Below are 17899 nucleotides of genomic sequence, written 5' to 3'. Positions count from 1 at the left end.
TCCCCTTCGTGCAGTGGTGCAAGGTGTGCAGCTGCTGTGGGTCCGCCGTCGGCCGGTGCTCCGTGGTGTCTCGCGGCACCGGCCGGCGACTACGCGAGGGCTATTCGACCGATAGTGATCATCTCTTTCGTACGACGACGAAGTCCGCGAGGGCCGTGAACTGCTCCCGCACCCGGTCGGGCATGTCGACGGCGTCGAGGGCTTCGATGGCGATGGTGTGCTGACGGCGTGCCTCGTCGGCGGTCCATTCGCGGCCGCCCGCCTCCTCGATGAGGGCGGCGCGGGCCGCGAACTCCTCCTCGGAGAAGTTCTCGAAGTCGCTGGTCTTGGCGTCGGCGGCGAGGATCTCGCCGAGCCGCTCGGAGGCGGGGCCGCCGGCCGCGAGGGCGGCCACGACGGGCAGTGACTTCTTGCGCTGACGCAGGTCGCTCCAGGTCTGCTTGCCGGTGGCGACCGGGTCGCCCCAGATCCCGAGGAGGTCGTCGACGGCCTGGAAGGCGAGGCCCAGGTGGTAGCCGTACTTCTCCAGCGTGTCTGCGGTGCGCTCGTCGGCGCCGCCGAGGACCGCACCGATGGAGCTGGCGCAGGCGAGCAGGGCACCGGTCTTGTTGCCCTCCATCTCCAGGCACTCCTCGACGGTGACCCGGTCGCGGTGCTCGTAGGAGATGTCCTGGGCCTGACCGTCGATCAGGGCACGCGTGGCGGTGGTCAGGCGGCGGGTGGCGCGGCCGGCCTCGGCGGTGCCGAGTTCGAGCAGCACCTCGTTCGCGAGGGCGAACAGGGCGTCGCCGACCAGGATGGCCTGGGCGGGGCCGTGCACCTTCCACACCGTGTCGCGGTGACGGCGCTGCTCGTCGCCGTCCATCAGGTCGTCGTGGAGGAGGGAGAAGTTGTGGACGAGTTCCACGGCGACGGCGCCGGGGATACCGGTCTCGGGAGCGGTGGACATGACCTCGGCGGACAGCACCGCGAGGGCGGGGCGCACGGCCTTGCCGCCGTCCCCCTCCGCGGGCCTGCCCTGGGCGTCGATCCATCCGAAGTGGTAGGCGGCAACAGTGTCCATGGGAGGTGCCAGGCGGTCGATGGCCGCCCGCAGTACCGGAGTGGCCAGGGTCCGGCCGCGCTCCAGGAGCGCGGTCACGTCCACCGCCTCGGCAGTCTTCGAGGCCGGGGGCACAGTGGGCACAGTCTCTCCTCTTGTTGCGGTACCGGGGGTGCGGGGGCCGTCTGCCGCGCTGTCCTGAGCGAGCATCACGCCGCCTCCTCGAACTCGAAGAGGTGCCGCGGGCGGGGCCGGCCCAGGGCGCCCAGCACGGCGTCCGCCGCGCTCACACCACTGCGGACCGCACTCTCCATGGTCGCGGGCCACCCGGTGGCGGTCCACGCTCCGGCCAGGTAGAGGCCGGATGCCTTGGTGCGGGCGCCGGGCCTGAGGCGCCCGACGCCGGGGGTGGGAGCGAACGTCGCGGTGCGCTCCCGGGTGACGAAGAAGTCCTTCACTTCGGCGCCGCGGGCCGGCGGCAGCAGCCGCTCCAGCTCGGGCAGGTACCGCTCGCGCAGCACGGCCACGGGTTCGTCGATCTCGTCCTGGGCCACCGACTGCGACAGCGCGAGGTACTGCCCCTCGCGCAGTCCGGACGCCCCGGTCCGGTCGAACACCCACTGCACCGGGGTGCCGAGGGCGGCGAAGAACGGCCGGGTGAGCACCTTGCGGTCGTACACCACATGGACGTTGAGGATCGGCGCGGTGCCGATCTCCAGGAGCCGCTCCGGCGCGTCTAGGGCACCCGCGGGCAGCAGGTCGTGCGCCTCGCGCTGCGGTACGGCGAGCACGACGGCGTCGGCCTGAAGCGTGGCGCCGGGGACCTGGACGCTCCACCCTCCGTTCACATGCTCGCAGACGGAGGAGACGCGCGTACGGACCTCGGTACGGACCCCCGCGGAGTCGAGCGCCTTGCGGGCCAGCCGGTCGTGCAGGTCGCCGAGCGGGACCCGCGCCCAGCCGATGTCGGCCGCGCCCGGGTCGGACAGCAGACCGGTCTTGAACACCATCGCGGCGAGCCCCAGGGAGGCGTCGCCCGCGACGGCGTTCAGGGTGGCGACCCCGACCAGGTCCCACAGGGCCTCGACGGCGCGCCTCGACTGCCCGTGCGCGGCGAGCCAGCTTCCGAAGTCCTGCGTGTCCAAGGCCGGGTCGGCGAGGTCGAGCCCCTTGAGCGCGAGTGCGGCCCGGCCCACCTTGGCGCGGTCGGCGAGCGACAGGTGCGGATAGGTGGCGAGGCTGCGGCCCAGGTGCAGGGGCACGGGCAGCGCGTCGCGCCGCAGCCTGCCGAGCCGTCGTCCCGCGGGCCGCGCGGCGTCCAGGACGGGCACGTCGAGCCGGTCCTGGAGCGGGGCCAGCGCCGCGCCCTCGATGCGGTCGAGGAACCAGCGGTAGGCGGTGCAGCAGCGCAGGTACACATGCTGTCCGTTGTCGACGGTCAGCTCGCCGCGCTGGAAGGAGAAGGCCAGGCCGCCGAGTCTCGGCCTGCCCTCCAGCAGGGTGACGCGCACGCCGGCGTCGGCGAGCGCGAGCGCGGCGGTGACGCCGGCGAGCCCACCGCCCACCACGACGGTGTGCCGCCCGTCGGCGACCGGTCCCCGGGATCCCCTGCCTTGGGTCATCGCGCACCCTCCCCTGCGCGGCGGCCGTACTGCTCGAACGACGCACGACCGACCGTCTCCGTCAGGGACGCCACCTCACGCCGGAGGGTTGCCCGCCGCTTGTCTGCGACGGTGCGGCCGGACGAGGCGCCGTGCCCGGGCTCGGCCGCCAGGGCCACGCCGGCGAGACCCCGCGACCCGACTCCGACGCTCCTGCGCCGGCGGACCGGGGAGAACACCGGCTCGGTCCCGTGGCAGGCCTGCGGGACGTCGTACCCAAGCCCGGCCACCAGGGCCACGCGCGCGGAACCACCCGACCCGCCACCGACGACCCCAACACGCCCCCGTCGGCGGGCCAGGGAGAGCACCGGTTCCGTCTCATGGCGGGCCTGCGGGGCGTCATACGCGCGCTCGGCCACCGGACTCACGCCGGCGAGACCGCCCGGCCAGCCGCCGACGACCCCGACACTCCCTCGCCGGCGGACCAGGGAGAACACCCCCTCGGTCTCATGGCAGGCCCGCCGGGCGTGCGGCGCCGGGCTGTGCGGCGCCGCCTGGCAGCGGGGACCCGCAACCGCTGGGCGGGGGTCGGTGGCGGCTGACTGGACCGGTTCGTTCGTCACGCGCGCCTCCTGACGGTCCGTCGGGTCACGTGGCGGGCGTCCAGGCCGGACAGGCCGCGCACGGCGACGTAGGCCTTCTCCCGCCCGGGCAGGGAGACGCGGCCGCGCAGCACGGCCTCCGGGTCGCGCTCGATGCGGTCGAGGAGGCGGCGGTAGATGCCGGCCATGGCGGCGACACAGGCGCCGCTGCGCCGGTCGAGCATGGGGAGCAGCCGGTAGCCCTCGGCGAAAAGAGCGCGGGCCCGTCGCACTTCGAAGTGCACGAGGCCCGCGAAGTCGGAGCCCTCCGGTGGCCGTGGCCCGGAGAACCCGGCCGAGCAGCCGAATTTGGCGAGGTCGTCGGCGGGCAGATAGGTGCGCCCGCCCACGGCGTCCTCACGGACGTCCCTGAGGATGTTGGTGAGCTGGAGCGCGAGCCCCAGCGTGTCGGCATACTCGGGCGCGCGCTCGACGCCGCGCGCCCCCGGCTCGGTGCCGAACACGCCGAGCGAGAGCCGCCCGATGGCCCCGGCCACACAGCGGCAGTACACCTTCAGGTCGTCCCAGGTCTCGTAGGTCTCGCCGCGTACGTCCATCAGGACGCCGTCGATGAGCTCGTCCAGGCCGCCGAGCGGGATCGGGAAGTGCCCGGCGGCGTGCGTGAGGGCGACGGCGACCGGGTCCGTGTCGTCCTGCGCCACCTCGCCCTCGCGGATCCGGGTGAGCAGCGCCCGGGTCTCCTCCAGCCTGGCCACCTTGACGTCGTCGGCGAGCGCACCGTCGCCGATGTCGTCGACCCGCCGCGAGAACGCGTACAGCGCCGACATCGCACGTCGCTGGGGCGTCGGCAGCAGCCGGATGCCGTAGGCGAAGTTACGGGCCTGCCGCCCGGTGACGGCCTCGCAGTAGCTGTATGCGGCGAGTACCGGTGGGGACGCGTGTGGTTCCGACTCCACGGTCCGGATCACCCCTCTCCTCGCAGAGTCACGCCCACCTCACGCAGCAACCGGACCTTGCCGGGCTTGGGCGGGCCGGGAAGTACGTCGTAATCGGCGGCGGCGATCGCGTGGACGGCCGCCCTTCCTCCCGCCACGAACCCTGCGAGCAGCAGCTTCAACCTGCCGTGGACGCTACCCACCAGGGGGGCGCCTTCATTCAGGAGATCCCGGGCCCTTTGCGCTTCGTACGCAATCAGCGCACGGACCGACGCTCCGGCGGATGTCGTGGCGAGGTCCGCCTCCTCGACGTGAAAGCGCTTCATGTCGGCGGCGGGCAGGTAGATACGGTCGCGGCCGAGGTCCTCGGCCACGTCCTGGAGGTGCTCGACGATCTGGAGGGCCGTGCAGATCATGTCGGAGCGGCGGATCCGCTCGGGCGTCGAGGTGCCGGTGACGGCGAGGACTAGACGGCCGACGGGGTTGGCGGAGAGCTCGCAGTAGGCGAGGAGGTCGTCGTAGGTCTCGTACCGGCCGACCAGCTGGTCCTGGCGGTTGGCGGCGATCAGGCCGAGGAACGGCTCGGGGGTCAGGGAGCACCGGCGGACGGCCGGCTGGAGGCGGCGCAGCAGGGGGTGACGCGGGGTCGAGTCGAAGACCCTGCGCAGGTCGGCCTCGAAAGCGTCCAGCAGGACCAGCCGGTCCTCGGCCTCCTGCGGGGACACGCCGAGAAGTCGGGCGTCGGCGCCGCCGGGGGCCAGGTCGCCGTCGCCGATGTCGTCGACGAGACGGGCGAAGCCGTAGACGGCCATGAGGTCGGTGCGCCAGGCCCGGGGCAGGAAGAACGGGGCCACCGGGAAGTTCTCGCCCGCGGCCTTGTCCAGCGTGCCGCGCTCCGGGTCGAGGGCGCGCGCCGTGCCGGTTCCCGTCACCGCCGGCTGCCCGGCGCGAGGACGGCACGTGCTGCGTGGAGCTGGGGAGTTTCCGTAGCCATCGCCGTCACATCTCCCGTTCTACACTGCCGACCCAATACACACTATTTCGGACACGCCGCCCAGCCGTCCGCACGGCGGTGCGACGAGCGATGTCGCGCATTATCGCCCTGATTGCCGCGTTTCGGGACCGGTACAGCTTACGTTGTACAACGCATCGATGATCGCCAGGGTGTCCGGCACATCACGAGAACACACCGATTGGCCCCAAGATTCCTAAGCAGGCCCGGAGTTGACGCTTCTTTTGCACACGCGGGGCCCCGCCGGAGCAGTTCCGGCGGGGCCCTGGCCGGACCGGACTACTTGCCGGTGAACTTCTCGTACTCCTTGAGCACCTCGTCGGTCGGGCCGTCCATGCGCAGCTCGCCGCGTTCCAGCCACAGGACGCGGTTGCAGGTGTCGCGGATGGACTTGTTGTTGTGACTGACCAGAAACACGGTGCCGGCTTCCTTGCGCAGCTCCCGGATGCGGTCCTCGGAGCGCTTCTGGAACTTGCGGTCACCGGTGGCCAGGGCCTCGTCGATCATCAGGACGTCGTGGTCCTTGGCCGCGGCGATGGAGAAGCGGAGACGGGCCGCCATGCCGGAGGAGTAGGTGCGCATGGGCAGGGTGATGAAGTCGCCCTTCTCGTTGATGCCGGAGAAGTCGACGATGTCCTGGTAGCGCTCCTTGATCTCCTCCCGGGACATGCCCATGGCGAGCCCGCCCAATATGACGTTCCGCTCGCCGGTGAGGTCGTTCATCAGGGCCGCGTTGACGCCGAGCAGCGAGGGCTGGCCGTCGGTGTAGACCTTGCCCTGCTCGGCGGGGAGCAGCCCGGCGATGGCGCGCAGCAGCGTCGACTTGCCGGAGCCGTTGGAGCCGATCAGGCCGATGGCCTCGCCGCGGTAGGCGACGAAGGAGACACCGCGCACCGCGTGCACCTTGCGCACGCCGCGCTCCTCGCCGCGCTTGAGGATGCGGCTGAGGGCGGCCGTGGCGCTGCCCTTGCCGCTCTTGGCGCCGTTGACGCGGTAGACGATGTGCAGGTCGTCCGCGATGACGGTGGGGATCCGCTCGTCCTGCTTCTGCTCAGCCACGGCCGTACCTCTCCTCCGCCTTCCAGAAGTACACGAAGCCCCCCAGGGCGAACAGCACGGCCCAGCCGCCCGCGGCCGCCCACACGTGGTCGGGGAGGTACTCGGAGCCGTAGTCGTCGATGAGGGCGAACCGCATCAGGTCCATGTAGATCGCGGCCGGGTTCCACTGGAGGATGTTCGCGATCCAGTCCGGCTTGTCCTCGAGGAAGATCGGGATGGAGAACATCACACCGGACGCGTACATCCACGTCCGCATCACGAACGGCATCAGCTGCGCGAGGTCCGGGGTCTTGGCGCCCGCCCGGGCCATGATCAGCGCGAGGCCGGTGTTGAAGCAGAACTGCAGGACGAGCACCGGCACGATCAGCACCCAGGACAGGTCCGGGTAATGACCGAAGCCGACCGCGACGGCGAACAGCACGATCATCGAGAACAGCAGCTGCTGGAGCTGCTGGAGCGCGAAGGAGATCGGCAGCGAGGCGCGCGGGAAGTGCAGGGCGCGGACCAGGCCTAGGTTGCCGGAGATCGCGCGCACGCCCGCCATCACCGAGCTCTGCGTGAAGGTGAACACGAACACGCCCGTGACCAGGAACGGGATGTACACCTCGCGGGACATGCCCCGGTCGGCCTCCAGGAGCAGGCCGAAGATGAAGAAGTACACGGCCGCGTTCAGCAGTGGTGTGGCCACCTGCCACAGCTGGCCGAGCTTGGCCTGGCTGTACTGGGCGGTCAGCTTCGCGCGGGAGAAGGCGAGGATGAAGTGCCGCCGGTCCCAGAGCTGACGGACGTACTCGATGAGGGACGGCCGGGCGCCGCTCACGCTCAGCCCGTACTTGGCGGCGAGCTCCCTCGCCGTGAGTCCCTCGTCGGGCGCCGCGGGCGCGCTGACCGCGACCGTGGCGTCGTGCGTTGTCTCACTCACTAGTGGAAACTTTCGTCTTCGAGATGCGCGGCCTGTCCGGGCCTGCATGAGCCGGGGGCCAGGGTACGGCCCGGGTGCTCCCGGATACTCCGATACGAGCTTGTCAGATGACGGGGGGCCGGCCCAGCCGGGTCAGCCGCCACACCGTACGCCACTTCATCGGACGGCGTGGCCCGCACGGGGTGGCCCAGCCCTCGCGGAATCCGCCGAACCAGGCCCGCAGGGCGGGGCCGGAGGGACGGCGTACGAGGGTGAGCAGCAGCCACACGCCGAGGTAGACGGGGACGAGCGGTGCGGGGAGGTTGCGGCGGGCGAGCCAGACGCGGTTGCGGGCGACCATGCGGTGGTAGACCGCGTGCCGCGAGGGAGCGGTCGTCGGGTGGTACAGCACCATGTCGGACCGGTAGTCGATCATCCAGCCCGCGTCGAGGGCCCGCCATGCCAGGTCGGTTTCCTCGTGGGCGTAGAAGAAAGCGTCCGGGAGTCCGCCGACCTCGGCGAAGACGCGGGTGCGGACGGCGTTGGCGCCGCCGAGGAAGGTGGTGACCCTGGAGGAGCGCATCGGGTCGGAGGCGCGCAGCCGGGGGACGTGGCGGCGCTGGGTGACGCCGGTGTCCGGGTCGGCTATGCGGAAGCTGATGATGCCGAGCTTCGGGTCGGCCTCGAAGGCCTTGCGGCACAGCTCGGCGGTGTCGTGGCCGGCCAGCAAGCCGTCGTCGTCGAGGAACAGCAGGATGTCGACGTCCCGGCCGGCCGGGCCGAAGGCCTCGATGCCGACGTTGCGGCCGCCGGGGATGCCGAGGTTCTCGGGCAGTTCGATCGTGCGGACGCCCTCGGGGACGTCCGGGACGGGCGAGCCGTTGCCGACGACGACCACCTCGACCGGGTCGCCGTCCTGCCCCGCGACCGAGTCGAGCAGGGCGCGCAGCTCGTCGGGGCGGTTGCCCATGGTGATGATGACGGCGCCGACCTTCATACCGCTCACTTCAGCCTGCTCGAAGCGAGGATGGACACCAGGTGGAGCAGGGTCTGCACCAGCGCGATGCCGGCCAGCACGGCCACGCCGAGCCGGGAGAAGAACAGGTCGCCGCGGACCTGGTCGACGATCGCCAGGACGAGGATCAGCAGGGACGCCTCGATGCCGAGGATCAGGCGGTGGAACTTGAGCGCGGCGGCGGCCTTGCGGGCCAGCGCCATGCCGGAGGAGCGGATCTCGGCGGCGGCCTCCTGGACCGGCGGCTTCCCGGCCTGGTGCCGGGCGACGCCGACGAGGTCGGTCTCGGCCTTGATCAGGATGGCGCCGAGGGCGGCCAGGGTGCCGAGGAAGGCCCACAGCCAGTCGATCCGGCCGCTGCCCCACAGGTCGGCGGCGCGCAGGCCGAAGCCGGCGAGCACGGCGGCGTCGGTGAGGTAGGCGCCGACGCGGTCCAGGTAGACGCCGTTGAGGGAGTACTGCTTCTTCCAGCGCGCGATCTCGCCGTCGACACAGTCCAGGAGGAGGTACATCTGGACGCACACCACGCCGAGCACGGCGCCCGGGATCCCCGGCACGAGAAGTGCCGGGGCCGCGAGCACACCGAAGACGGTCATCAGGTAGGTGAGCTGGTTGGGTGTGACCCTGGTGTTGACCAGGTAACGGTCGACCCGCAGGGACACCTCACGCATGTAGAGGCGTCCCATCCAGTGCTCACCGCTGCGCCGGTCCTTCACCCCCGGGGGGTGAACGACGGGGCGTAGTTCAGCTACCGATGGCCTTGACATAGTCGGTGTAGGTGTCCTTGATCTGTTCGGTGTTCAGGTCGAGGTGTTCGAGGATGGTGTAGCGGCCGGGCCGGGTCTCCGGGGCGAACTCGACGGCCTTGACGAACTCGTCCGTCGTGAAGCCGATCTCGTCCGGCAGCACGGGCAGCCCGTGCCGGCGCAGTACCTCGGCCATGTACGCCGACTGTTCGTGCGCCCCGCGCAGCCACATCGCGAAGGCCGCGCCGAGACCGCACTGCTCGCCGTGGGCGGCGGCCCGCTTCGGGTAGAGCAGGTCGAAGGCGTGGTTGATCTCGTGGCACGCCCCGGAGGACGGCCGCGAGTCGCCCGAGACCGACATGGCGATGCCGCTGAGGACCAGCGCCTCGGCGAGCACCTGGAGGAAGTCGTTGTCCCCGACGCCGCCCGGGTGCCGCAGTACGGCCTCGCCGGCCTGGCGGGCCATGGCCGCGGCGAGGCCGTCGATCCGCTCCCCCTTGACGCGGTTCGCCAGCTCCCAGTCGGCGATCGCCGAGATGTTGGAGACGGCGTCGCCGATGCCGGCGCGGACGAAACGGACCGGGGCCTCGCGGATGACGTCCAGGTCGATGACGACCGCGATCGGGTTCGGCACACCGTAGGAGCCGCGGCCCGCGTCGTTGTCGAGGGTGGCGACCGGCGAGCACAGGCCGTCGTGCGCGAGGTTCGTGGGCACGGCGACCAGGGGCAGGCCGACGCGTGCCGCGGCGAACTTCGCGCAGTCGATGATCTTGCCGCCACCGAGGCCGACGACCGCGTCGTAGTGGCCGGCCTTTATGTCACTGGCCAGCCGGACCGCGTCGTCGAGGGTGCCGCCGCCGACCTCGTACCAGGTGGCGCCGGGCATGCTCGGCGAGATGCGCTCGCGCAGCCTGGCGCCGGAGCCGCCGCTGACGGCGACGGCGAGGCGGCCGGAGTGCGAGATGCGCTCGTCGGCGAGGACGCACGCCAAGTCGTCGAGGGCACCCGGGCGGATGTCCACGACCAGCGGCGAGGGGATGAGCCGGGTCAGTACTGGCATGCGATCTCCCGTCCACGGGCGAGATCGTCGTGGTTGTCGATCTCCACCCACTTGACGTCGCCGATCGGCGCCACGTCGATACGGAAGCCGCGGTTCACCAGCTCCTGGTAGCCGTGCTCGTAGAACTGCTGCGGGTCGGTCTCCCACACGGTCTTGAGCGCGTCGGCCAGCTCGGGGGCCGCGTCGCCCTCGATGAGGGTGACGCCGATGTACTCGCCGGTGGCCTCGGCGGGGTCCATCAGCTTGGTGATCTTCGTCATGCCCTTCTCGGGGTCGACGACGACCTTCATCTCCTCGTCGGCCAAGTCCTTCACGGTGTCCAGCGCGAGGATGATCTTCTTGCCGTCGCCGCGGGCGGCGAGCAGCGTCTTCTCGACGGAGACCGGGTGGACGGTGTCGCCGTTGGCGAGGATCACTCCGTCCCTGAGGGCGTCACGCCCGCACCACAGGGAGTAGGCGTTGTTCCACTCCTCGGCCTTGTCGTTGTCGATGAGGGTGAGCTTGAGGCCGTACTTCTTCTCCAGCGCTTCCTTGCGCTCGTACACGGCTTCCTTGCGGTAGCCGACGATGACCGCGACCTCGGTCAGGCCGATCTCGGCGAAGTTGCCGAGTGTCAGGTCCAGGACCGTGGGTTCGCCCTCTATGCCCGCAGGACCCACCGGCACCAGCGCCTTGGGAAGGCTGTCGGTGTAGGGGCGCAGACGCCGTCCGGCGCCGGCCGCCAGCACGAGGCCGATCATGCGGGTTCTCCTTCATCGTGTACGGCGGGCGCCCCTGCGGACACCCAGAAGCGGATGCTCTCGACGAGCACCACCAGGGCCACGGCCACGGCGAGAGCCGTGAGCGCGACTGTGAACTGCGAGGCGGTGAGCAGCGCGGCGAGGACGGTGACGAGCAGCGTCCGTCCTTCGTGCCCCCCGATGGAACGCACCAGCCAGGCCGGGGGCGCTCCGGCGTTGCCGCGGATGCGGTACACCGTGTCGTAGTGATGGTAGGCGACCGCGCCCACCAGCCCGAAAGCCGCAGGAAGGGCTCCGCTGACGTCCGCCTTGGCCGCCAGGACGAGCACGGTGCCGTACTCGGCGGCGCGCAGGAACGGCGGGACCAGCCAGTCGAGGGCGCCCTTGAGGGGGCGGGCGACGGCGAGGCCGGAGGTGAGGGCGTACACGAGGGCCGCGACCAGCGGCCAGGGTCCGCCGAAGCCGGTCAGCGCGGCCGTGAGGACCACGGCGAGACCGCCGAGGAGGGCGACGGCGGGGGCGGTGAAGCCCGGCAGCCTGCGCGCGGCCTTCTTGAAGGCCTCCGCGATGCCCTGGGCGAACGGGCCGCTGTCCGCGAGGTCGGCGATCGCCCCGGCCGCCCGGTCGGTGCGGCTGGCCTTGCGCGTCAGGGAGCGCAGCACGCGGCCCGCTGTCGTGTACGTCGCCGCGAAGGCGCAGCCGATGAGCAGCGCGTAGAAGGTGATGCGGGGAGTGGTGGCCGCCGTGAGCACGGCGATCATGGCCCAGCGCTCGCCGATGGGCAGGACGATCATGCGCCGCACCCAGACCGTCCAGCCGACGCTGTCGAGCTTGTCGGAGAGGGCGGCGGTGGGGCTGGTGTTGGCGGTGGCGTCGTGGTTGGCCTCGTTGAAGGAGAAGTCCACGACGTGCCGGCAGGTCTGCAGGACCATGGCCCCGAGGGCGAGGGCCCAGACGTCGTCGCCGCCGCGGGCCGCCCCCAGGGCGAGGCCGGCGTAGTAGGCGTACTCCTTGGCCCGGTCGAAGGTGGCGTCGAGCCAGGCGCCGAGCGTGGAGTACTGAAGGGAGTAGCGGGCGAGCTGGCCGTCGGTGCAGTCCAGTACGAAGGACGCGATCAGCAGGACGCCTGCCGCGACGAAGCCGCCGCGGGTGCCGGTGGCCGCGCAGGCCGCCGCTATGAGGGCGGTGAGCAGCGAGGCGGTGGTGACCTGGTTCGGGGTCAGGCCGCGGCGGGCGCACCAGCGGGCGATGTACCGGGAGTACGGGCTGATGCAGTAGGTGGTGAAGAAGCCGTCGCGGGACTTCACGGCCGACTTCAGGCGTACGGCCTCGTCGTCGACGTCCGTCACGGCCTGCCGTGCCTCGTTGCGGGCCTGCGGGTCGGCGGGGACGGTGGCGACGAGGCTGCCCAGCTCGGGGCGGTGCACCTCGGTGCCGTCGGCGTCCAGCGAGGTGACGATGCGGTCGGCGAGGCTGTCGACCAGGGTGGTGCCGCCGCCCGCGGAGTTCTCGCGGGCCATCGCCCGGGTCAGGGCCTGGCGGCCGGCCGGCTGGGCCGTGACGGCGCCGGGGATCGCGGCGAGCGGGAAGCGGGGGTCGGTGAGGCCGAGGCGCAGCGCGTGCACATGCCCCACGAACCGGGCGTCGACCAGGGCCACGCGCTGCTCGCCCGGCACCCCGGCGAGCAGGGTCTCGGCCTCGGCGACGTCGGCCGCGACCCGCACGTCGAAGCCGAGGGACCGCAGATCGCCCTCGATCGACGATCCGGGGACCGGCTGACCGGTGAGGATGGCGGTCGACAACCGAATTCACTCCCTGGGTACCGACGCGTCCGCGCCAGTGCTGTACATGGTGGGGGCGCCCGCGCCGGAAAGCTCCCGGGCGGCATTCGGCAGAGGCTATCGGATGCCCGGAGGGCCCCGTTCACCGCCTGTTCGGCAGATCGATCGACGCGGTTCGCTCAGGCCTTTGCCGCGATCATCATCGTGGATCCGGGGCCCGCCCCACAAACCGCGCCCCCCAGACCGGACATCGAGGACATCGGGCCGGGTCCGGCCGTGGCCGCATAGGGTGGGCGACCATGACTTGGCTGATCACCGGCGGGGCCGGCTACATCGGGGCCCACGTGGCCAGGGCCATGGACGAGGCCGGGGAGCGCGTCCTCGCCCTGGACGACCTCTCGGCCGGGGTGCCCGCACGGCTCCCCGCGGGCGTACCGCTCGTCGAAGGCTCGTCGCTCGACGGTGACCTGCTGAAACGGGTGTTCGCCGAGTACGGTGTGACGGGTGTGGTGCATCTCGCGGCGCGCAAGCAGGTCGCCCAGTCCGTCGCGCAGCCGACGCGGTACTACCGGGAGAACGTCGGTGGTCTGGTGACCCTCCTGGACGCGGTCGCCGGGGCCGGGATCGAGCGCTTCGTGTTCTCGTCGTCGGCTGCGGTGTACGGCGACCCGGGTGTGGACCTCATCACGGAGGACACGCCCTGCGCGCCGGTGAACCCGTACGGCGAGACCAAGCTCGCCGGGGAGTGGCTGGTGCGGGCGGCGGGCCGGGGGCACGGGATCTCCACCGTATGTCTGCGCTATTTCAACGTGGCGGGCGCTGCCGCGCCGGAACTGGCCGACACGGGCGTCTTCAACATCGTCCCGATGGTCTTCGACCGGCTCACACGCGACGAGGCGCCCAGGATCTTCGGTGACGACTACCCGACCCCGGACGGCACCTGCGTCCGTGACTACATTCACGTCGCCGACCTGGCCGAGGCACATCTCGCGGCGGCCCGGCGGCTCGCCGACGGGGGCGTCACGGGCGATCTGACGGTCAACATCGGCCGGGGCGAGGGCGTCTCGGTGCGCGAACTCATCACGGTCATCGGCGAAGTCACCGGTGACCACCGGCCACCGCTGGTCGAGGGCCGCCGGCCCGGCGACGCGCCGCGGGCGGTCGCCTCGGCGGCCCGGGCGGCGGAGGAACTCGGCTGGACCGCGCGGCGCGGAGTGCGCGAGATGGCCGAGTCGGCCTGGCGCGGCTGGCTCCTGCACCACGGCTCCTCCTGACTCGCTGAGGTGCTCTGACCTGCGCATCGTTTCCGCAGGTCAGAGCAGATGACAACGGTGTTCAGTGCCGCGTTGCGCATACCCCCTCCCCGTAGTTCACTGGGGTGCTCGATCACGATCAGAGCGACAATCGGGTGAACACCGGAGGGCGGCTTTCATGGGGGCTGGGCACGATCACGGGCACGCGCACGGCGCGCCGGCCGGTACGGCGACCTCGGCGTACCGCGGCAGGCTGCGGGTCGCGCTGGCGATCACGCTCGGCATCGTGGTCGTCCAGATCGTCGGCGGGCTGCTCGCCGACTCCCTCGCGCTGGTCGCGGACTCGGCGCACATGGCGACGGACGCGCTGGGCCTGGGCATGGCGCTGCTCGCGATCCACTTCGCCAACCGCCCGCCCAGCGACCAGGCGACCTTCGGCTACGCCCGCGCCGAGATACTCGCCGCCCTGGCCAACTGTCTGCTGCTGCTCGGGGTCGGCGGGTACGTCCTGTACGAGTCGGTCCAGCGCTTCGTCACTCCGGCGGACACCGAGGGCCACCTGGCTGTCGTGTTCGGTGTCATCGGCTTGGTCGCCAACATGGTGTCGCTGGCGCTGCTGATGCGCGGCCAGAAGGAGAGCCTGAACGTCCGCGGCGCCTTCCTGGAGGTGGCGGCGGACGCCCTGGGTTCGGTCACGGTGATCGTCTCCGCCCTGGTGATCATGTTCACCGGCTGGCAGGCCGCCGACCCGATCGCCTCGCTCGTCATCGCCCTGATGATCGTGCCGCGCACGGTGAAGCTGCTGCGCGAGACCCTGAACGTCCTGCTGGAGGCGGCGCCCAAGGGTGTCGACATGGCGGAGGTGCGGGCCCACATCCTGGCGACCGACGGGGTGGAGGACGTTCACGACCTGCACGCCTGGACGATCACCTCCGGCATGCCGGTGCTGTCGGCGCACGTGGTCGTCAGCTCGGACGTGCTGAGCGCGATAGGCCACGAGAAGATGCTCCACGAGCTCCAGGACTGTCTCGGCGGCCACTTCGACGTGGAGCACTGCACCTTCCAGCTGGAGCCGGGCGGGCACGCGGAGCACGAGGCGCGCCTCTGTCACTGACGCGCCGCCCCTGAGACTTCCGGGGCTGATGTCGCTGGTGGGGCGCAGTGTGCTGAGGGTGCGCCGGGGTACGCAGCTCTCCGGCGCGCGCCCGCGCCCTGGCTCTCACCGCATGCGCGGGGACGATTTTCGGCCCACCGCGCCGGGCACGATCCCCTCCTGGGTCCCTCTTCCGGTGTCCGAGCGGCGCCGCCGCGCTCCGCGCCACCGCGCGGGACATGCGGGCGCGTCGCGAAGTGCCGGGAGTGCCGGATTCGTACGGCAGACTTGGGGCGCGAAGACCGATGTGAAGGATGGGTATGCCGATCACACCTGCCACCGCGACGCACAGCCCGTCGAGCGGCACCGCAGACGCGATTTTGCTGGAACTGGTCGACGAGGACGGCGTGACGATCGGCACCGCGGAGAAGCTCGCCGCCCATCAGCCACCCGGGCAGTTGCACCGCGCGTTCTCCGTGTTCCTCTTCGACGAGTACGGCCGGCTGCTGCTCCAGCAGCGGGCGCTGGGCAAGTACCACTCCCCCGGTGTGTGGTCGAACACCTGCTGCGGCCACCCCTACCCCGGTGAGGCGCCCTTCGCGGCGGCGGCGCGGCGGACCTTCGAGGAACTCGGCGCCTCCCCGTCCCTGCTGGCCGAGGCGGGCACGGTCCGCTACAACCACCCGGACCCGGAGTCCGGTCTGGTGGAGCAGGAGTACAACCACCTCTTCGTCGGGATGGTGCAGGCCGTGCTGCGGCCGGATCCCCAGGAGGTGGCGTCGACGGCGTTCGTGACCCCGCCCGAGCTGGCGGAGCGGCACGCCAAGGACACCTTCTCGTCCTGGTTCATGACCGTCCTGGACGCGGCCCGGCCGGCGATCAGGGAGCTGACCGGCACGTCGGCCGGCTGGTGACGACCGACCCTCGGGCCCTCTAGGGGAAACGCACGGGTTTGAGTGGCAGGGTGGCCCAGATCACCTTGCCGCCGCTCGCGGTGTGGTCGACCTCGCACACCCCGCCCGCCTCCCGGGTGATCTCCCGCACCAGCAGCAGTCCGCGGCCGCCGGTCCGGCCGTGGTCGGTCTCCAGTGCGGTCGGCCGGTACGGGTGGTTGTCCTCCACGGCCACGCGCAGCCATTCGGCACCGACGGCCAGTTCGACGGCGATGGTCGGTGAGAGCACCGCCGCGTGCTTCACGGCGTTCGTCACCAGCTCCGAGACGATCAGCAGCAGCCCCTGGGCCAGATCGTCCGAGACGGGCACCCCCTGACGCGTCAGCAGGTCCCGTACGGCGTGCCGCGCCTGCGGCACCGAGGCGTCGACCGCCGGTGCGGTGAACCGCCAGACTCCTTCGTACGGCAGCGGATCCGCGGGCCCGGGGCCGAGGGGCGCCGCGCCGCCCTCTGGACGTGGGCCGAACCCACGCCCGTCGTTGTCCATCGTCCGGTCGCCACCCTCGCGCTCGATTGTCGCCACACCCCGAGTGTTGGTAAGGATGCGCTCCCTACCCCAGAGCTGAACAGAAGTCAGCAACTATCGAGCGCTTATGACCGTTGGCGTATGACACGGTCAGTTGTGGGACTGGTCCTGTCCCTGTTGTGCCGTCTCGGCGAACTATTCGGGTTGTACGGGTTTGGCATCCGGATAGCATCCGGCGCATGGAGCCGCAGTTGCTGTACAGCGTGACCGACTCGGTCGCGACGGTCGTCATCCGCCATCCCGAGAAGCGCAACGCCATGACGGCCGCGATGTGGCGTTCCCTGCCGCCGCTGCTGGAGCGGCTCGCGGGCGATCCGGTCGTGCGGGCGCTGGTGCTCACCGGCGAGGGCGGGACGTTCTGCGCCGGGGCCGACATCTCGACGCTGCGGGGCTCGCCGGAGGAGGCGCAGCGGCTGGCCGTGGAGGCGGAGGAGGCGCTCGCCGCGTTCCCGAAGCCGACGCTGGCGGCCGTGCGCGGGCACTGTGTGGGCGGCGGGGCGCAGTTGGCGGCGGCCTGTGATCTGCGGTTCGCCGAGGAGGGGGCGCTCTTCGGCGTGACGCCCGCGAAGCTCGGCATCGTCTATCCGGCGTCGTCGACCAGGCGGCTGGTGTCCCTGGTCGGCCCGGCCACCGCCAAGTACCTGCTGTTCTCGGGAGAACTGATCGACGCGGAGCGGGCGCTGCGCACCGGCCTGGCCGACGAGGTGCTGCCCGAGGGCCAACTGGGCCGGCGGGTGGCCGAGTTCACCCGGATCCTGGTGTCCCGTTCGCAGCTGACGCAGGCCGCGGCCAAGGAGTTCGCGAACGGCCGCACGGACCGCGACGCGCACTGGGCCGCACGGGCGCGCGAGAGCGGCGACACCGCGGAGGGCGTCGCCGCGTTCCTGGAGCGCAGGCAGCCGCGGTTCGGCTGGAGTGCGCCTACGCCAGGATGACGTCGGCGTGCGACCGGAGCAGTTCGACGATGTGCGTGGGCGCCTTCTCGGGTGATCCGGCGTCGTAGGGCGGCTGCGGGTCGTACTCGGTGGCGAGCTGGACGATCTGCGCGTGGTCGTCGCCGGCGATCCGGCCGAGCAGCGTCAGTCCCATGTCGATGCCGGAGGAGACGCCGGCGGCGGTGACGTACTTGCCGTCGGTGACGACCCGCTCCCCCGTCGGCTCGGCGCCGTGGCGCTTCAGCTCCTCCAGGGCCAGCCAGTGAGAGGTCGCGCGGCGCCCCTGGAGGAGTCCGGCGGCGGCGAGCAGCAGGGAGCCGGTGCACACGGACGTCGTCCAGGTGCTGGTGGCGTCGGCGGTACGCAGCCAGGCGAGCAGGGGTCCGTCCGCCGCCGAGGGGAGCGGGCCCGGGCCGCCGGGGACCACGATGATGTCGGGATTCGGCACGTCGGCCAGGGTCCGTTCGGCGAGGAACGCGAGGTTCCGGGAGTCGTTCCGTACGGGGCCGGTCTTCTCGGCGACGAAGACGGTCTCCGCGTCCGGGAGCCGGCCGAGGGTCTCATAGGGGCCGATGGCGTCGAGGGCGGTGAAGCCGTCGTAGAGGGCGATGGCGATCTGCATGGGTCCCTTTCGTCGGTTCGGCG

18 protein-coding genes are annotated in these 17899 nt (G+C 71.6%); 4 read left to right on the top strand and 14 right to left on the bottom strand.

Translation table 11 applies throughout. The annotated features are described in order from the left end of the window. Positions 1 to 118: 118 nt before the first annotated feature. The 12 genes from AC07F0_RS07260 to AC07F0_RS07205 all read right to left on the bottom strand — a co-directional run bounded on the left by AC07F0_RS07260 (position 119) and on the right by AC07F0_RS07205 (position 12515). On the bottom strand, positions 119 to 1186 hold the full coding sequence (locus tag AC07F0_RS07260) for a polyprenyl synthetase family protein (protein ID WP_478975364.1): 1068 nt from the start codon (positions 1184 to 1186) through the stop codon (positions 119 to 121). Between the two features lie 65 nt (positions 1187 to 1251). Continuing rightward, positions 1252 to 2664, bottom strand: coding sequence for a hydroxysqualene dehydroxylase HpnE (hpnE, locus tag AC07F0_RS07255; RefSeq protein WP_478975361.1), 1413 nt, complete (start codon positions 2662 to 2664; stop codon positions 1252 to 1254). After that, a complete protein-coding gene (locus tag AC07F0_RS07250; RefSeq protein ID WP_478975358.1) occupies positions 2661 to 3266 on the bottom strand; it encodes a DUF6380 family protein in 606 nt (201 codons plus the stop codon). The genes hpnE and AC07F0_RS07250 overlap by 4 nt, the downstream gene beginning before the upstream one ends. Further along, complete coding sequence (gene hpnD / locus AC07F0_RS07245) at positions 3263 to 4213, bottom strand: presqualene diphosphate synthase HpnD (protein WP_478975355.1); 951 nt, start codon at positions 4211 to 4213, stop codon at positions 3263 to 3265. Before hpnD ends, AC07F0_RS07250 begins: the two co-directional genes overlap by 4 nt. Further along, on the bottom strand, positions 4210 to 5112 hold the full coding sequence (gene hpnC / locus AC07F0_RS07240; RefSeq protein ID WP_478975352.1) for a squalene synthase HpnC: 903 nt from the start codon (positions 5110 to 5112) through the stop codon (positions 4210 to 4212). Before hpnC ends, hpnD begins: the two co-directional genes overlap by 4 nt. 359 nt (positions 5113 to 5471) lie before the next feature. Beyond that, positions 5472 to 6251, bottom strand: coding sequence for an ABC transporter ATP-binding protein (locus AC07F0_RS07235; protein WP_020272211.1), 780 nt, complete (start codon positions 6249 to 6251; stop codon positions 5472 to 5474). Next, complete coding sequence (locus AC07F0_RS07230) at positions 6244 to 7173, bottom strand: ABC transporter permease (RefSeq protein WP_436725890.1); 930 nt, start codon at positions 7171 to 7173, stop codon at positions 6244 to 6246. Before AC07F0_RS07230 ends, AC07F0_RS07235 begins: the two co-directional genes overlap by 8 nt. Positions 7174 to 7276: 103 nt before the next feature. After that, on the bottom strand, positions 7277 to 8149 hold the full coding sequence (locus tag AC07F0_RS07225) for a glycosyltransferase family 2 protein (protein WP_478976243.1): 873 nt from the start codon (positions 8147 to 8149) through the stop codon (positions 7277 to 7279). A gap of 5 nt (positions 8150 to 8154) precedes the next feature. Continuing rightward, the gene (locus tag AC07F0_RS07220) at positions 8155 to 8934 is read right to left on the bottom strand and encodes a CDP-alcohol phosphatidyltransferase family protein (protein ID WP_478975349.1); all 780 of its coding nucleotides are present in this window, start codon (positions 8932 to 8934) and stop codon (positions 8155 to 8157) included. Next, positions 8912 to 9973 carry an iron-containing alcohol dehydrogenase family protein gene (locus AC07F0_RS07215; RefSeq protein ID WP_436725892.1) on the bottom strand — a complete coding sequence of 354 codons (1062 nt, stop codon included), beginning with the start codon at positions 9971 to 9973 and terminating at the stop codon, positions 8912 to 8914. Before AC07F0_RS07215 ends, AC07F0_RS07220 begins: the two co-directional genes overlap by 23 nt. After that, positions 9961 to 10713 carry a phosphocholine cytidylyltransferase family protein gene (locus AC07F0_RS07210; protein ID WP_436725893.1) on the bottom strand — a complete coding sequence of 251 codons (753 nt, stop codon included), beginning with the start codon at positions 10711 to 10713 and terminating at the stop codon, positions 9961 to 9963. The genes AC07F0_RS07215 and AC07F0_RS07210 overlap by 13 nt, the downstream gene beginning before the upstream one ends. Next, the gene (locus AC07F0_RS07205) at positions 10710 to 12515 is read right to left on the bottom strand and encodes a DUF5941 domain-containing protein (RefSeq protein WP_478975346.1); all 1806 of its coding nucleotides are present in this window, start codon (positions 12513 to 12515) and stop codon (positions 10710 to 10712) included. The genes AC07F0_RS07210 and AC07F0_RS07205 overlap by 4 nt, the downstream gene beginning before the upstream one ends. 278 nt (positions 12516 to 12793) lie before the next feature. On the opposite strand from AC07F0_RS07205, the gene galE reads away from it, so the two are divergent. From galE to idi, 3 genes are all read left to right on the top strand, one after another. Next, positions 12794 to 13768 carry a UDP-glucose 4-epimerase GalE gene (galE, locus tag AC07F0_RS07200; RefSeq protein WP_478975344.1) on the top strand — a complete coding sequence of 325 codons (975 nt, stop codon included), beginning with the start codon at positions 12794 to 12796 and terminating at the stop codon, positions 13766 to 13768. A gap of 157 nt (positions 13769 to 13925) precedes the next feature. Continuing rightward, positions 13926 to 14861, top strand: a complete 936-nt coding sequence (locus tag AC07F0_RS07195; RefSeq protein WP_478975341.1) for a cation diffusion facilitator family transporter — start codon at positions 13926 to 13928, stop codon at positions 14859 to 14861. A gap of 299 nt (positions 14862 to 15160) precedes the next feature. Further along, positions 15161 to 15754: an isopentenyl-diphosphate Delta-isomerase gene (gene idi / locus AC07F0_RS07190; protein WP_478975339.1), complete on the top strand. Its 594-nt coding sequence runs from the start codon at positions 15161 to 15163 to the stop codon at positions 15752 to 15754. A 19-nt stretch (positions 15755 to 15773) separates the two neighbouring features. Here the strand turns inward: idi and AC07F0_RS07185 are convergent, their stop codons facing one another. Then, a complete protein-coding gene (locus AC07F0_RS07185) occupies positions 15774 to 16280 on the bottom strand; it encodes an ATP-binding protein (protein ID WP_478976240.1) in 507 nt (168 codons plus the stop codon). A gap of 218 nt (positions 16281 to 16498) precedes the next feature. On the opposite strand from AC07F0_RS07185, the gene AC07F0_RS07180 reads away from it, so the two are divergent. Continuing rightward, entirely contained in the window at positions 16499 to 17254 is a 756-nt protein-coding gene (locus AC07F0_RS07180) for an enoyl-CoA hydratase/isomerase family protein (RefSeq protein ID WP_478975336.1), read from the top strand. On the opposite strand, the gene AC07F0_RS07175 is transcribed toward AC07F0_RS07180, so the two are convergent. After that, positions 17241 to 17876, bottom strand: coding sequence for a DJ-1/PfpI family protein (locus AC07F0_RS07175; RefSeq protein ID WP_478975333.1), 636 nt, complete (start codon positions 17874 to 17876; stop codon positions 17241 to 17243). The genes AC07F0_RS07180 and AC07F0_RS07175 overlap by 14 nt on opposite strands. Between the last annotated feature and the right edge of the window lie 23 nt (positions 17877 to 17899).

This window comes from Streptomyces sp. NPDC045955 (assembly GCF_056430805.1).
Note: the sequence above shows the minus strand (reverse complement) of the source record. Positions and strands in the feature narration are given on the sequence as shown.